The organism is Saccharothrix sp. NRRL B-16348, assembly GCF_001280085.1.
GTDB lineage: Bacteria > Actinomycetota > Actinomycetes > Mycobacteriales > Pseudonocardiaceae > Actinosynnema.
In genome coordinates this window covers 1-14,268 of record NZ_LGED01000209.1, presented here as the reverse complement: position 1 = coordinate 14,268, position 14,268 = coordinate 1, and the positions used below count along the sequence as shown (strand labels likewise).

At 72.9% G+C, this 14,268-nt stretch carries 15 protein-coding genes; 7 read left to right on the top strand and 8 right to left on the bottom strand.

Annotated features, from left to right (window positions below; translation table 11 throughout):
* Positions 1-67 precede the first annotated feature (67 nt).
* The gene (locus ADK67_RS26100; protein ID WP_053719151.1) at positions 68-1,411 is read left to right on the top strand and encodes a serine/threonine-protein kinase; all 1,344 of its coding nucleotides are present in this window, start codon (positions 68-70) and stop codon (positions 1,409-1,411) included.
* A 109-nt stretch (positions 1,412-1,520) separates the two neighbouring features.
* On the opposite strand, the gene ADK67_RS26095 is transcribed toward ADK67_RS26100, so the two are convergent.
* From ADK67_RS26095 to ADK67_RS26065, 7 genes are all read right to left on the bottom strand, one after another.
* Entirely contained in the window at positions 1,521-2,477 is a 957-nt protein-coding gene (locus ADK67_RS26095) for an LLM class F420-dependent oxidoreductase (protein ID WP_053719150.1), read from the bottom strand.
* Positions 2,478-2,485: 8 nt separating this feature from the next.
* Positions 2,486-3,133: an HAD family hydrolase gene (locus ADK67_RS26090; protein ID WP_053719149.1), complete on the bottom strand. Its 648-nt coding sequence runs from the start codon at positions 3,131-3,133 to the stop codon at positions 2,486-2,488.
* A gap of 9 nt (positions 3,134-3,142) precedes the next feature.
* Positions 3,143-5,581, bottom strand: coding sequence for an NACHT domain-containing protein (locus ADK67_RS26085; protein ID WP_053719148.1), 2,439 nt, complete (start codon positions 5,579-5,581; stop codon positions 3,143-3,145).
* Positions 5,582-5,592: 11 nt separating this feature from the next.
* The gene (locus ADK67_RS26080; protein ID WP_231648361.1) at positions 5,593-6,333 is read right to left on the bottom strand and encodes an alpha/beta fold hydrolase; all 741 of its coding nucleotides are present in this window, start codon (positions 6,331-6,333) and stop codon (positions 5,593-5,595) included.
* Positions 6,334-6,520: 187 nt separating this feature from the next.
* Positions 6,521-7,441 (bottom strand): sensor histidine kinase, encoded by a 921-nt coding sequence (locus tag ADK67_RS26075; protein WP_053719147.1) that lies wholly within the window; start codon positions 7,439-7,441, stop codon positions 6,521-6,523.
* 43 nt (positions 7,442-7,484) lie between these two features.
* Positions 7,485-7,991 carry a GNAT family N-acetyltransferase gene (locus ADK67_RS26070; RefSeq protein ID WP_082403799.1) on the bottom strand — a complete coding sequence of 169 codons (507 nt, stop codon included), beginning with the start codon at positions 7,989-7,991 and terminating at the stop codon, positions 7,485-7,487.
* A gap of 10 nt (positions 7,992-8,001) precedes the next feature.
* A complete protein-coding gene (locus ADK67_RS26065; protein ID WP_157620838.1) occupies positions 8,002-8,373 on the bottom strand; it encodes a hypothetical protein in 372 nt (123 codons plus the stop codon).
* A 51-nt stretch (positions 8,374-8,424) separates the two neighbouring features.
* Between ADK67_RS26065 and ADK67_RS26060 the strand changes: the two genes are divergently transcribed.
* Positions 8,425-8,673, top strand: a complete 249-nt coding sequence (locus tag ADK67_RS26060) for a hypothetical protein (RefSeq protein WP_053719144.1) — start codon at positions 8,425-8,427, stop codon at positions 8,671-8,673.
* Positions 8,674-8,732: 59 nt separating this feature from the next.
* On the opposite strand, the gene ADK67_RS26055 is transcribed toward ADK67_RS26060, so the two are convergent.
* Entirely contained in the window at positions 8,733-9,530 is a 798-nt protein-coding gene (locus ADK67_RS26055; RefSeq protein WP_053719143.1) for an SDR family NAD(P)-dependent oxidoreductase, read from the bottom strand.
* A gap of 100 nt (positions 9,531-9,630) precedes the next feature.
* Between ADK67_RS26055 and ADK67_RS26050 the strand changes: the two genes are divergently transcribed.
* From ADK67_RS26050 to ADK67_RS26030, 5 genes are all read left to right on the top strand, one after another.
* Positions 9,631-10,587 carry a Ppx/GppA phosphatase family protein gene (locus ADK67_RS26050; protein ID WP_053719142.1) on the top strand — a complete coding sequence of 319 codons (957 nt, stop codon included), beginning with the start codon at positions 9,631-9,633 and terminating at the stop codon, positions 10,585-10,587.
* Complete coding sequence (locus ADK67_RS53875; protein WP_231648360.1) at positions 10,559-11,254, top strand: STAS domain-containing protein; 696 nt, start codon at positions 10,559-10,561, stop codon at positions 11,252-11,254. Before ADK67_RS26050 ends, ADK67_RS53875 begins: the two co-directional genes overlap by 29 nt.
* A gap of 6 nt (positions 11,255-11,260) precedes the next feature.
* Positions 11,261-11,701, top strand: coding sequence for a DUF4383 domain-containing protein (locus ADK67_RS26040; protein ID WP_053719141.1), 441 nt, complete (start codon positions 11,261-11,263; stop codon positions 11,699-11,701).
* Complete coding sequence (locus tag ADK67_RS26035) at positions 11,685-12,323, top strand: hypothetical protein (protein WP_053719140.1); 639 nt, start codon at positions 11,685-11,687, stop codon at positions 12,321-12,323. Before ADK67_RS26040 ends, ADK67_RS26035 begins: the two co-directional genes overlap by 17 nt.
* Positions 12,324-12,515: 192 nt before the next feature.
* Positions 12,516-14,096, top strand: a complete 1,581-nt coding sequence (locus ADK67_RS26030; protein ID WP_053719139.1) for a S8 family serine peptidase — start codon at positions 12,516-12,518, stop codon at positions 14,094-14,096.
* Positions 14,097-14,268: the final 172 nt, after the last annotated feature.

Here is a 14,268-nt window from a genome sequence, read left to right as displayed (position 1 = left end):
GACCGTGCCTGGCGACGGGTAGCTTCCGGCGTCCGGGCCGTCGTCGACACAGCGGAGGTTCAACCGGATGTGGGACGGTGACCTGACCGGAGAGGTGGTCGACGGCAGGTACGCCCTCGGCAGCCTGTACGGATCGGGCGGCATGGCCGAGGTGTACCGGGCGGTGGACACCCGCCTCGACCGGAACGTCGCGATCAAGTTCTTCCTGGGCGAGGCCTCGGGCGAGGACCGGATCCGGCTCGACCGCGAGGCGCAGGTGCTCGGCGGCATGCGGTTCCCCGGCCTGGTCGAGGTGTACGGCACCGGCAGCTTCCGCGGCAGGCCCTACTTCGTGATGCAGCCCGTCGACGGCGGCACGCTGCGCCGTCGGATGCGCGGCGCGATGTCGCCCGAGGTGGTGGCCGCGATCGGGTCGCAGATCGCCGGCGTGCTGGCCCACGTGCACGCCAACGACGTGGTGCACCGGGACGTGAAGCCGTCCAACATCCTGCTCGACACGACCGGGCGGCGGGCGTACCTGGCCGACTTCGGGCTCGCGCTGCAGGCCCAGGTCACCCGCGTGACGAGGTCCGGGATCCTGGTCGGCACGGCCGGCTACCTCGCGCCCGAGCAGGTGCGCGGCGGCGACGTGCTGCCGGCCGCCGACGTCTACGCGCTCGGGCTGGTGCTGCTCGAGTGCCTGACCGGGCGGCCCGAGTACCCGGGCGGCGACACGGAGGCGGCGCTGTCGCGGCTGCACCGGGAGCCGCGCATCCCGGCGAACCTGCCCGACCCGTGGGCGGGCGTGCTGACCGCGATGACCGCGTCCGACCCGGCCAAGCGGCCGTCGGCGGCGGAGTGCGAGCGGCTGCTGGCCGAGGCGCAGCGGGCGAGCGCGGGACTGTCGCCGCTGGTCGAGGTGGCGGTGGTGGACCGGCCCGAGGCGGTCGTCGAGCCGGAGCCGAAGTCGGACAACCGGGTGCCGCTGCTGCTGGGCGCGGCCGCCGCGGCGGTGGCGTTGACCCTGGTCGGCTTCCTGGCGATGAGTGACCCGTTCGGGGCGGAGCCCGGTGAGCGCGTCGGCGGACCGGCGACGACCACGGCGGCCGAGCCGGTCGCCGAGCAGGCGCCGCAGACCGGTGCGGTGGTGCCGGGCGACCCGTCCACGGTGACCGTGGTGAGGGACGCGCCGGAGGCGGGACTACCGGCCGGGAACAGCGGGAACTCCGGGGACTCCGGGGACGACGCCGGCGGTGGTCAGGACACGGCGACCGAGACCGCGCCCACCACGACGACCACCAAGGTCCAGCGGGAGACGCCCGTCCACACGTCGCCGAACACGCCGATCGTGATCGTGCCGGACCCCGGCCCGCCCACGGTCGTGACGGGACCGCCGTCGAGGGACCGCGGCAGCGAGTCCGGGCGGGGCTGACCACCGACGGTCGGTGGGTGGTGACGTCGGCTGGGTGGCGCGGGCGCGGTCGGCAGAGCGGTCAGTGCGGCGGTGGCAGTGGCGGTGGCGGTGCGGTCGGTTGGGGCGGTCAGCGGAGGGCGGGGAGCAGCTCGCCCTTGGCGAAGTCCAGGAACTCCGGCTGGTGGTCGCCGCCGATCTGCACCAGCGCCAGGTCGGTGAAGCCCGCGTCGCGGAACTTCGCCACCGCCTCCACCACCGGGCCGACGTCCGGGCCGCACGGGATCCGCCCGGCCACGTCCTCCGGCCGCACGAACTGCGTCGCGCCGGCGAAACCGGACGTGCCGGGCAGCTCCGAGTTGACCTTCCACCCGCCCGCGAACCAGCGGAACTGCTCGTGGGCGCGCTCGACCGCCGCGTCGCGGTCGGTGTCCCAGCAGATCGGCAGCTGGCCGATCTTGCGCGACCGCCCGCCCTGGAAGACGTCCCACTCCTGGCTCAGCGACGCGTCCGGCTCGGTCGCCACCATGGCGTCGGCCAGCGGCGCGAACGTGCGCACCGACTGACCGCCCGACACCGCCACCGCGATCGGCACGCGCTGCTCGGGCAGGTCCCACAGCTTCGCCGAGTCGACCCGGAAGTGCTGGCCCGAGTAGTTGACGTACCCGCCGTCGAACAGCTGGGAGATGATCTCCACGGCTTCGCGCAGCAACTCGTGCCGCACGTTCACCGGCGGCCAGCCGCGGCCGACCACGTGCTCGTTCAGGTTCTCGCCCGCGCCGATGCCCAGCGTGAACCGGTTGCCCGACAGCAGCTGCACGGTCGCCGCCTTCTGCGCCACCACCGCCGGGTGGTAGCGCACGGTCGGGCAGGTCACGTACGTCATCAGCTCGACCCGCTCGGTCGCCTGCGTGACCGCGCCGAGCACGCTCCACGCGTACGGCGCGTGCCCCTGCTCGTCCAGCCACGGCGAGTAGTGGTCGCTCATCACCTCGAAGTCGAAACCGGCCTGCTCGGCCAGCCCGGCGTGCTCGACCAGCTCGCGTGGCCCGGCCTGCTCGGTCATCAGTGTGTAGCCGATCCGCACGACTCCTCCTACGCCATCGGCAGGTCGGTCAGGTCCGCCCGCAACTCGTCGAGTTCCTCGTAGACTGCCGACGCGCCGGCGTCCCGCAACTCGGCCTCGCCGAAACCACCCGTGCGAAGGCACACCGAGGGCAGCCCGGCCCGTGCGGCGGCCTCGCAGTCCCACACCGAGTCGCCGATGACCACGGCCCGACCGCTGTTGTCCACGCGCCGCAGCGCCACCTCGATCAGGTCCGGCGCGGGCTTGCTGTCGCCGACGTCGTCCGAGGAGGTCGACGTGATGCCCGACGCGTCGATCAACTTCAGGTAGTGGTCGACGTGGTGGCGCTTGCCGGAACTGGCCAGCACCACCGTGAAGTCCTGCTCCAGCGCCGAGGAGACGAGCCGGTGCGCGCCCTCCAGCGGCCTGACCTCGGCCAGCATCGGCTCGAACGCCACCTCCCACGCCTTGCGCAGGTCGTCGCCGTGCTCCCGTTCCACGTGCTCGCCCGCGACGGCGGCGACGAGCTTGTCGCCGCCCATCCCGATGGCCCGGTGCAGGCGCCACGTCGGCACGGTGATGTCGAAGCGGCGGAACGCGCGGAACCAGGCCACCGCGTGGTGGTAGTTCGTGTCCACCAGCGTGCCGTCCACGTCCAGGACGAGCGTGTTGGTCATGGGGCCTGGTTAGCCCGGCCGGGAGACCCGCAAACCGGCCGACCTCGCGAACCGCGCCAGCGCCCGTTCCAGGTCCGGGTGCTGCCCGGCGGTGACGCCGAGCGGCCACACGACGAGCCAGCCGTCGTCTCCGACCGGCCGGATCCGGGCCCTGGTGCGCACGTGCAGGTAGTAGGTCCGGTCGTCGAGCGGCCGGATCTCCAGCCGACCGACCTCGCGGGCGGTGAACTCGCGCGAGGAGCCGTGCCACGACACGACCAGGCGGGTCGGCTCCACCCGCAGCCGGTTGGGCCGCAACGGCACGCCGCGCACGTGCCAGTGCAGCGCCGCGGCGCTCAGGGCCAGGACGACCACCGGCACCCAGGTCGGGATGATCAACCGGGCCATGGTGCCGAGCCCGACGAACGCCACGAAGGCCACCGCGCCGCCGATGGACAGCGCCGCCCGCGCCGGCGTGACCGTGTTCGCCTGCCGGAACAGCACCTCGCTGCCCCGGACCGGCACCGTGGTGAGCGCGCGGTCCGGCGCGGGCGCCACCGTGGCCAGCCGGTCCCGCAGCCGCACGTGCCGGAACTGGTAGACGCCGCCGACCCGGCGCAGCACGCCCGCCCGGTGCGCCTCGCGCAGGAACGCCATGGCCGCCCACGGCAACCGCCCGGTCAGCGCCAGGCCCATCCTGGTCACGACCCACCGGCCCGACGCGCTGACCAGCAGCACCACCGCGCCGCAGCCGGCCCACGAGCCGACCATGAACGCCGCGCCCAGCAGCAGTTGCACCGCGACCGGTTTGCCCGCGTGCAGCGTCGGCAGGTACATGAGCGAGCCGACCTGCGGCGCGACGAGCAGCAGCGTCGCGAGCACGGCCTTGCGGTCGCCGCGCAGCAGCGCGTCCGGGTCGACGGCGCGGTCCGCGTCGACCGGTGACATCAACACCGACTTGGTCAACCCGAGCAGCAGGGCCGCGGGCAGCAGGAACCACCCGAAGTTGTCGCCGACGGACGCCAGCGGCAGGCCGATCAAGGCCGTGCCGCCCACCCAGCCGACCACGGCGAGCGCCGCGCCACGCGGTCGGTGCCTGGCTTCCTGCGCCAGCGCCCGGAGCCGCCTGCGCCACGCCAGCGGGCCGGGTCTGCCGGTGGGCGGGCGGCCGTCGGCCTCCACCCCGCCCGACGTGAACTCGACGACCGTCCAGACGACCGCGCCCACCGGGAAACCGAGGGCGGTCGCGAACCAGCCGAGCCGGTCCAGGTCGGTGAAGTTGACGTCCGCGATCACCAGCGCCGCCAGGACCACCCCGGTGACCAGCGAGGCCAGCGAGAGGAACGCGACGCGGGCCGGGCGCGCCCGGCTCAGCCGCCACCAGGCGACGTCCTGCTCACGGCGTGCCGTCAGGTGGTCGGCCAGGAACCTCAGGTACCGGGTGGCCTGCCCGACGTCCCACCGGCCGCGGTGCTCGTCGTCGAACGCGGCCGGGATCAGCCCGTCCAGCAGGTGCTCTTCGACGGCGGCACGGTCGGGCAGGCGGACCAGTTCGGCGGGATCGGTGGCGGGCGCGCGGTAGACGCGGCGCGCGAGCCACACCATCAACGGCGTGGACAGCGCGGCGGCCAGGTCACCGCCGGGGTCGGCCGCCACCGCGTCCAGCACGGGCCGCCAAGCCGGTAACCGGGCCGGTGTGACGGCCGTGCGCAGGTGCGCGACGACGGCGGACGGGGTGAGCGGCGCGGCACGCAGCACCGCCGCCGACCGCAGCACCTCGCCGTCGGCCACGGCCGCCGCGTACTCCGCGGCACGCGACGTGACGATCACCTCGCCCAGCCCCTTGTGCAACGCCGCCAACGCCCGGCCGCGCACCGCCGCCGGCAGCTCGTCCAACCCGTCCAGCACCGGCAGCACCCGCCGGTCGCGCACCAGCCGTTCGACGGCGGCCCGGCCGTGCGTGACGTGCAGACCGGGGTACTCCTCGTTGAGCCGGCGCAGCAGCCACTCGGCGGGCCGCTCGTGGAGCGGGTCCCAGGACGCGATCGACAGCAGCACCGGCACGGTCTGCTTGTCCCGCAGGTCCACCAGCAGCTGCTGCACCATCAGCATGGCGAACGTGGTCTTGCCCGACCCCGGCTCGCCGAGCACCACCAGCCTGCCGCGGGGCAGCGCGCGGAACGCCTCCGCCAGCCGTGCCAGGTCGTCGCCCTCGGGGACGGCGCCGCCGATGTTCTCCTGGTGGTCGGCGTGCTTGCGGCCCGCCCGCCACCGCACCGGCAGCGGCGCGGGGTCGAACACGTCGCGGGCGGCGGACTCGTCGCGCCACTGCGCCAGCACCAGGGCGGCCAGCTCCGCCGCCGCGAGGTCGACCGGGCCGGCCGCAGGCGGCAGGTGGACGTGCACGTCGCCGTGCACGTCCCGGGCCTGCAGCACGAACGACGCCGTGCCGTCGAAGCTGTTGTGCACGCGGGCGGCGCTCAGCCGCGGACGGGGACGGAGTCCAGGAACTCCTCGATCAGCCGGACCCACTCGGCGGGCGCCTCCACCGCGGGCGAGTGGCCGCTGTCCAGCTCCGCCCACCGCGCGCCGGGGATCAGGTCGGCCAGCTCACGGGTGGTGCCGGGCGCGATCAGCCGGTCGTGCTTGGTGCCGATCACCAGCGTCGGCACGGTCAGCGACGGCAGCTCGGCACGCAGGTCGATCCGCTGCACCAGGTCGACGTGCTCCGGCGTGCCCGGCGGGATGGTGAGCGCGATCAGCTCCAGGAAACCCTCGGTCTGCTCGGCGGTCATCCGCCGCAGGAACGGCTCGCCCAGCGCGATCGAGAGCAGGAAGCGGGCCAGCTCCGCGCGGTCGGCGTCCACCAGCCGACGCCACTCCCGCATCCGTTCCCGGGTCTCGTCGTCGATGCGGGCGAACCCGGCGGTGAGCACCAGGGCCGTCACGCGTTCGGGGTGCCGCTGAGCCACGCGCACGGCGACCGCGCAGCCCATCGAGTAGCCGACGACCGCGAACCGCTCCTCGCCTTCGGCGGCGGCCACCAGCCGGTCGGCGAGGTCGTCCAGGTCGAGGGGGCCGGGCACGCGGGGGGTGGTCCCGGAGCCCGGGAAGTCCACCGCGTGCACCTTGCGCTTGCGCGACAGCCGCGGGATGAGCGGGCTGAAGTTGGCGCGGACCGTGCCACCGGCCCCGTGGGCGAGCAGAAGTGCGGGAGTCACGTGGCCGATTCTGCCGGTCGGGGCGTGTGCGGCGGCGGCGTTTTCGCGCGAAGGGCGATTCGTGACCAGGGCGAATCCGGCATCGGGGTTCGGTTGGTGGGCAAGCACACACGCGAACCGCTTCGGGACGCCGACGGCGTGGGGTCGGGCGGACGTGGGCGGGCGAGGTGCGGTGGCGGCGAGGGGGTCAGCCGATGTACACGCGGATCGAGGTGCCGGCTTCGTGGGTGTGCACGCGGACCAGGTCACAGAGCAGGTTCACCAGCATCACGCCGTAGCCGCCGCGTGCGTTCGCGCCAGGGTTGCGCCGGCCCACCATGGGGCTCGCGATCCGGCCCGCGTCACGCACCTCGCACACCACGGCACCGCCCTCGCGCCACAGCAGCAGCGTGCCGAACCCGCCGCCGTGCACCACGCTGTTGGTGGTCAGCTCGTTCACCGCGAGGACCAGGTCCTCCACCTGGTCGGCGGTCAGGCCCGTGTCCACGGCGAACGCGGCCACCAGCCGCCGGGTGACGCCCAGGGCGTCCAGGTCGAACCGGCGGGTCACCGCGTCCGGCGGGGGCGTCGGCAGCGGTCGGTTGAACTCCTCGGCGATCAGGAACGGCTCGCGGTAGCCGACGCTGGTCCTGCGCCGCTGCCCCTCGACCACGATCGGGTGGGTGGTCTCGGCGTCGCGCACCGCCTCCGGCGAGAGGTTCGTCGTGTCGTACGGGCACAGGATCCAGGCGGGCCGGTCCTCGAACGCGGTGTTGATCAGCGCCTCGTGCTGCACGCAGGCCGGGTACTCGAGTTCCGTGCGGTCCGGCCAGATCGGCTCGCCGACGATCCGCACCCGACCCGTGGAGGTGGAGTTGTTGTCGGTGAACGCCGCCAGCACGCCGGGGATGATCCGGCCCGGGTTGCGCCCGGCGCGTCTCATGTCCAGGAACTCGACCTGCTCCGCCTGCCGGCCCAGCGCGCGCCGCAGGAGGTCGATGCCGTACTGCGGCACGGCGACCAGCACCGGCTCACCGGCGGCGAGGCCGTCGCGCACGAACGGCACTGTTCCCGCGAGGTAGTCCTCGTCGTCGCGGTAGAGCAGTGCCTCGTGCACGAAGTCGACCACCGGGGGAACCCTCCGAACGGTTGCTGGCGGGAGGTCTGCCCGTTCAGTATCGCGCCCGAACACCGTTGCGGAGCGGTCTGCGCAGGCAAACGCGTGTCGCCGGGTCAAGACCACGTGCGGTTTCGGCCGCGACGACGGCCGCCAGACCCGGCGTGAGGTCCGCCACGTCGTGGAACCCGAGTCGTCGATAATAGGGGCCGTTCCACGGGATGTCGCGGAACGTGGTCAAGGTCAACGCGGCCAGCCCGCGCGTCGCCGCCCAGCGCTCGACGTGATCGAGCAGCGCCGCCCCGATACCGCGCCGTGAGTGGTCGGGGTGCACGCAGAGCTGCTCGACGTGAGCCGCGCCGTCCACCTCCTCGACCGCGGCCCAGGCGATCGGGTGCGGGTCGGCGGCCACCCAGACGTGCAGGTGGGCCAGGGTGCTCAGCGGCATCGGGTCGTCGTCGGCGATCTCGGGCATGCCGAACTCGCGGAACGGCTCACCGGAAGCGCGTTCGATCGGGGGCAGCAGCGGCAGTTCGTCCGGCCGGGCGGTGCGGAAGTCCACCGGGGCATGATCAGCCGGCGGTGAGGTTCTGCTCAACCTCATTCGCGAGCGCTTCGAGCAGGCGTGACGGCAGCTGGTCGTCGGGGCAGTCGTCGACCTGCAGCTCGGCGACGCTGCCCGCCACGCCCGCCAGCGACACGCGCAGCTCGCCCCGGCAGCCGTGCCCGGCCAGTGGTTCCCACGTCAGGAGCAGCTGGTCGTAGTCGGCGGCGAGGCTGACCTGGTGCGGCTCGCCGTTGGCGCGCAGGATCAGCACGTCGTCCGTGCGGCCGACGACCTGGTACGGGTCGGGCAGCCAGGAGGCCAGGCGGGCGGGGTCGGCGGCGGCGTTGAACACCAGGTCGGGCAGGGCGGGGACGTCTCGTCTCGCGTGGATGGTCACGGCGTCACGGTTACCCCGTTCGAGCGTCCGCACACTGGGTAACCAGCGGTCATGACAGCAGCACAGGAACCACCGGAGCCGCGGGAACCGGTCGATCCGGACGAGATCGCCGAGGAAGCGCCGATCGACCCGACCCCGCAGGAGGTCGACGAGTACCGGTCGCTGATCGGGGACGAGACGCCGGAGCCGGGTGCGACGCGTGATCGCGATGAGGGACAGGGACAGGCGCATGCACCGGCGCACGCGTCTGGGGAGAGGTCGAGGTCGAAGAGGCGGGTGCCGGACATCCCGGAGTTCTAGCCCGTGGGTTTCGGGGTCGGCGGCTCTGGTCGGCGGCTTTGACCAGTGCGGATCCGAGGCTAGGAACCCGAGCCCGGTTCGGTCATCAAGCGCGTCGCCCGCGCCTTCACTGGGTCCGGCAGGACGCGGCCCGCTGCCGCTTGCGCCTTGTTCCGCAGCGAACCGGCCACCACGTGGTCGTCGCCGTCCATCAGCGCCTTGAACCCCGCCCGCGCGACGTCCGCCGGGTCGTCCTTCGGGCCGGTCGCGACCTTCGTGTCGGTCATGCCGGCCCGGCGGAAGAAGTCGGTGTCCGTCGGCCCCGGCATCAGCGCCGTCACCGTCACCCCGCTGTCGCGCAGCTCCTCCCGCAACGCCTGCGAGAACGACGCCAGGAACGCCTTCGACGCCGCGTACACCGAGTGGAACGGCCCCGGCGCGGTCGCCGCCACCGACGACGTGAACAGCACCCGGCCGGTGCCGCGTTCCACCATCGCGGGCACCAGCCGCTTCGCCAGGTGCACCGCCGACCCGATGTTGAGGTCCACCACCCGCAGGTGGGTGCGCAGGTCGCTGTCGTCGACGAAGTCCCCGCCGACGCCGACCCCGGCGTTCACGGCCAACGCGTCCACCGGCCGCCCGACACCCTCGACCACCGCGACCAGGTCCTCGTTGCCCTCGAACGTGGCCAGGTCCGCCCGCACCGGGTCGACCCGCGCCCCACCGGCGGCCAACGCGCGCGCCACGTCGTGCACCACATCGTTCTCCGCCGCCACGACCAGGTCGAACCCGTGCTCGACGAACACCTTCGCCAGTTCCAGCCCGATCCCGCTGGACGCGCCGGTCACCACCGCCAGCGGCCTCTCCGAAGCAGTCATGGTCGTGAACTACCCGCAGTCGGATCACCCAATCCGGTTTCACCCGATGCGATTTTGGGCACCCCTCTCTGTACCTCTCGCTCCTGGATGGTGGTGACGTATGTCCGGACGACCTGGCCAGGTCGGCGTGCTCGACGTCGGCTGCTTCAGCGCCCACCTGGTCGTCGTGTCCGGTTCACCACTGCACCCCGTCCTCGCGCACAAGACCCGGCTCCGGCTCGACCGGGCGCTCGACCGGGACAACCGACTCCGCCCGGAGGGCGTGGAACAGGTTGTGACCGCCGTCCAAGGCGCGCACCGGATCGCCGAACGCGCCGGGGTCTCCGCCGTAGTGCCGTTCGCCACCTCCGTCATCCGCGACGCGCCCAACGCCGACCAGGTCATCGCCGAGGTCGCCCGCCGCACCGGCACCCAACTGCGCGTGCTGCCCGGCCAGGAGGAGGCGCGGCTGGCCTACCGGGCCGCGCGGCACTGGTTCGGCTGGCGCGTCGGCCCGCTGCTGGTGCTGGACGTCGGCGGCGGCACGGTGGAGCTGGCGGCAGGGGATGACGTGGAGCCGTCGTTCACGCTCTCGCTGCCGTTCGGCGCCCGCACGATGACGCGACGGCTCGAGTTCAACCGGACCGCGCCGCGCGACCACCGAGGCCTGGCCCGGGAGCAGGTGCTGGTGCACGACCGGGTGGTGGTCGCGCTGGAGGGCACGGCCGTCGCCGCGCACCGGGCCGTCGGGTGCTCGAAGGTGTTCCAGCAGTTGGCGCGGCTGGCCGGGGCACGTCCGCAGCACGAGGGGCCGTTCGTGCCGCGCACGTTGCGCCTGGCCGACCTGCGCGGCTGGATACCCCGGCTGGCCCGGATGCCGGTGCCCCGGCGCGCACGGCTGCCGGGCATCTCGCGACATCGGGCGGAGCAGTCGTTGGCGGGTGCCTTGGTGGCGGAGGCGTTGATGGTGGCCACGGGGCACGAGCAGGTGGAGATATGCCCCTGGTCGACCAGGGAAGGGTTGCTGCTCAGCCTGATCGGGGCTGGCGATGACGACGAGTACTGCCGGGTGGCGTGAAGGGATCGGGATGCTGGCGCTGTCGGTCGAGGCCCACCGGACGGGGTGCGCGGTGGTCGTGGCGACCGGGGAGTTGGACCTGGCGGGCGCGCGCCGGGTGCTGGATCGGATGGATCGCCTGGTGAGCGAGGGACGTGACCGGATCGTGCTCGACATGTCGGGGGTGGCGTTCTGCGGCGCCCAGGCGATGAGCGCGCTGGTCCGCACCAGGGCGAGGGCTCAGCGGGCGGGCGGTTGGCTGCGGCTGGCCGCCGTGCCGCCGCACGTGCGGCGGGTGTTCGAGCGCACGGACCTGGACCGGTTGTTCCCGCGCTACCCCGATGTGGCGTCGGCGGCGAGCGGGCGGGTGGCGGCGAGTGAGGTGGTGGCGGCGAGTGGGGAGGAGCGTGGTGCGGCGAGCGGGCGGCCGGTGGGTGGTGCGGCGAGTGGGCGGCCGGTGGGTGGTGCGGTGGGTGGTGCGGTGAGTGGGCGGCCCGTGGGTGGTCGTGCGGTCGGTGATGCGGTGATCGGTGATGGGGTGGTGGGTGCTGGTGCGGTGAGTGATGGTTCGGCGGGTGACGGTGCGGGCGGTGATCCGGCGGACGGTCGTCGTCGGAGGGTGTCGCGTGCCGTTTCGAGCGGTGATCGCGGGGTAGTCGAGCGGGAGCCACCGTCACAGGCGAGGTGATCCGCTATGAGTGCGACCACGCGGTTGCCGCACCCGGTCCGTGCGGCGGCGATGGCGGTCGCGGTCGTGTTCCTGGTCGTCGGCGTGCTCGGGTTCGTGCCCGGGATCACCACGCACCTCGACCGGATCACGTTCGCGGGCCCCGAGTCCGGCGCGCATCTGATCGGCGTGTTCCACGTGTCCGTGCTGCACAACCTGGTGCACCTGCTGTTCGGCGCGCTGGGCCTGGCGATGGCGCGGACCGCGTCGGCCGCGCGGGCGTTCCTGATCGGCGGCGGAGCGGTGTACCTGGTGCTGTGGCTGTACGGGCTGATCGTGGACAAGGCGGGCGCGGCGAACTTCGTGCCGGTCAACGCCGCCGACGACTGGCTGCACCTCGGTCTCGGCCTCGGGATGGTGGCGTTGGGCTTGGCGCTCAAGGGCAATCCGCATGCGCGTAGCGCCTGACCTCGTGGAACCCGCCTTCCGCGTGCTGGCAGGCGCGCGGGACGCCAAGGCGTTCCACCCGCGCGGCCGGTGGTTCGACGGCACGGTGACCGCGACGTTCGACCCCGGGCTGCCGCTGCCGGTCGGCGTGACGGAGGTGTCCGGTCGGCTGTCGAAGGGCGCGGGCACACCGGGCGGGCTGCCCGACGTGCTCGGGTTGGCGTTCAGGCTGCCCGGTCCCTGGGACGTGCTGCTGTCCACCTGTGCGGCCCGAGTGCTGCCGAGACCCGCGCGGACGTGGACCAGCTCCCGGTACGGCAGCATCACCCCGTTCCGCTGGCGCGACCGGTTGGTGTGGCTGGCCGCCGTCCCCGATTCCCGTCGGCTGTGCTCGGCGGCGTTGGCCTGCCTGCCGGCGGAACTGGGGTTCACGCTGGAGATCGGCGCGCCGTGGCGACCGGTCGGCAGGCTCGTCGTCCGACCGCTGGACGTCGACCGCGACCTGCCCGCGCTCGACCCGGTCCTGAACCGCCCGGCGGGCCTCGACCTGGCGCCGGCCGTTCTCGCCAGGGCGCGGGAGAGGGCCTATCGGGGCAGTCGACGCGGCCGATCGCCCGATCCGGTGACTGCTCCGGACGCATGATCGCGTACTGGGCCGGGTAGTCGAGGTCGTGACGAGCCGGTCGAGGTCCGGAGGCCACCGCCCGATGAGTTCGCGTAGCCCTACGCACCCGCTATCCGGACCGCAGACGTCCGTCGTCACCGGAGGGTGGTTCCACGTGGCCGCCAGTCTTCAACCGATTGCCGGGCGGCCGAGTGGAACGGAGAACGACCGATGCGACACGATCGCTCGACCCGGCGACGGGTCGTCACCGCAACCCTGACGACGTCGGCCTTGCTGTTGGCCGGAGCCGGTTCTGGTTACGCCGTCGGGAGGCAAGGCGAGGGCGACATCCTCGGCGCGGACCAGCCCGGCGCGGTGAAGGACAGCTACATCGTCGCGCTGCGCGAGACCGCGGTCAGCGTGCAGCAGACGCCCGCCGTGGCACAGGCACTGGTCGGCACGTACGGCGGCGAGGTCAAACTGACCTACACCGCCGCGTTGCGCGGCTTCGCGGCCGCGATGAACGAGGCGCAGGCGCGGAGGCTGGCCGCCGACCCGGCGGTCGAGTACGTCGAGCAGGACGGCATCGCGCACGCCACCGACACCCAGGACAACCCGACCTGGGGCCTGGACCGGGTGGACCAGAAGAACCTGCCGCTGGACCGGAAGTACACGTACAACAGCACCGGATCGGGCGCGACCGCGTACGTGGTCGACACCGGGATCCACAAGGCGCACGCCGACTTCGGCGGCCGGGCCGTCGACGGGCACGACTTCATCGACGACGACGCGGAGGCGCAGGACTGCCACGGTCACGGCACGCACGTCGCGGGCACCATCGGCTCGACCACGTACGGCGTGGCCAAGGCCGTGAAGCTGGTCGGCGTGCGGGTGCTCGACTGCCGAGGTTCCGGACAGTGGTCGCAGATCATCGCCGGCCTGGACTGGGTGGCGCAACAAGCGGCCAAGCAGGCGGTGGCCAACATGAGCCTCGGCGGTCCGCGCAGCACGTCGGTGGACGACGCGGTGAAGAAGCTGGTCGCGGCCGGCGTCACCGTCGTCGTGGCCTCGGGCAACGACAACCGCGACGCGTGCAACACCTCGCCGGCGCGTGCCCCCGAGGCGATCACGACGAACGCGACGGACAACACGGACACCCGGTCGTCCTTCTCCAACTTCGGCCGCTGCACCGACATCTTCGCGCCCGGCACCAACATCACGTCGACGTGGAACAACGGTGGTGAGCGCACGATCAGCGGCACGTCCATGGCGTCACCGCACGTGGCGGGGGCGGCGGCGTTGTACCTGGGCGCGAACCCGGCCGGCGCCGCGGCCACGCCGGCGGAGGTGGCGAAGGCGTTGATCGACAACGCGACGGACGGGGTGGTGAAGAACTCCGGGCCGGGTACGCCGAACAAGCTGCTGTACACGGCGTTCATCGGCGGCGACGACCCGAACCCGCCGGCGTGCGAGGGAGCCAACACCGATGACGTCGCGATCCCGGACGCCGGTGACGCGGTCACGTCGGAGATCGTGCTGTCCGAATGCGACGGTCGTGGCACGGCGGCGACGTCGGTGAAGGTGGACGTCGTGCACCCGTACACCGCGGATCTGGCGGTGGAGCTGGTCGCTCCGAGCGGTGCGGTGTTCGTGCTGCGGAAGGCCGGTGGGGAGAGTTCGGCGGACGGTATCCACGAGACGTTCAAGGTGGACGCGTCGGCGGAGGAGAAGAACGGGACGTGGAAGTTGCGGGTGAAGGACGTGTACACGTATGACACCGGCAAGATCGATGGGTGGGGTATCGCGTTCTGAGGTTGGGTTTGGTGGTCGGGTTGGTGGTCGGGTTTGGGGTTGGTCGGTCCAGTCGCGGCTCGGTGGTTGAGTTCGGCTCGATTTGACATGGGGCCCTTACGGGCACTCCAGGCAGGGTGGATTCCAGTGGTCGTTGCAACACGGATGATCAACCGCTGTCGGTGAGGAGTTT

Excerpts from the sequence above, each read along its gene's own strand:
- ADK67_RS26100 (WP_053719151.1), top strand. The coding sequence starts at position 68 with ATGTGGGACGGTGACCTGACCGGAGAGGTGGTCGACGGCAGGTACGCC.
- ADK67_RS26090 (WP_053719149.1), bottom strand. The coding sequence starts at position 3,133 with ATGACCAACACGCTCGTCCTGGACGTGGACGGCACGCTGGTGGACACG.
- ADK67_RS26060 (WP_053719144.1), top strand. The coding sequence starts at position 8,425 with ATGACAGCAGCACAGGAACCACCGGAGCCGCGGGAACCGGTCGATCCG.
- ADK67_RS26055 (WP_053719143.1), bottom strand. The coding sequence starts at position 9,530 with ATGACTGCTTCGGAGAGGCCGCTGGCGGTGGTGACCGGCGCGTCCAGC.
- ADK67_RS26050 (WP_053719142.1), top strand. The coding sequence starts at position 9,631 with ATGTCCGGACGACCTGGCCAGGTCGGCGTGCTCGACGTCGGCTGCTTC.
- ADK67_RS53875 (WP_231648360.1), top strand. The coding sequence starts at position 10,559 with ATGACGACGAGTACTGCCGGGTGGCGTGAAGGGATCGGGATGCTGGCG.
- ADK67_RS26040 (WP_053719141.1), top strand. The coding sequence starts at position 11,261 with ATGAGTGCGACCACGCGGTTGCCGCACCCGGTCCGTGCGGCGGCGATG.
- ADK67_RS26035 (WP_053719140.1), top strand. The coding sequence starts at position 11,685 with ATGCGCGTAGCGCCTGACCTCGTGGAACCCGCCTTCCGCGTGCTGGCA.
- ADK67_RS26030 (WP_053719139.1), top strand. The coding sequence starts at position 12,516 with ATGCGACACGATCGCTCGACCCGGCGACGGGTCGTCACCGCAACCCTG.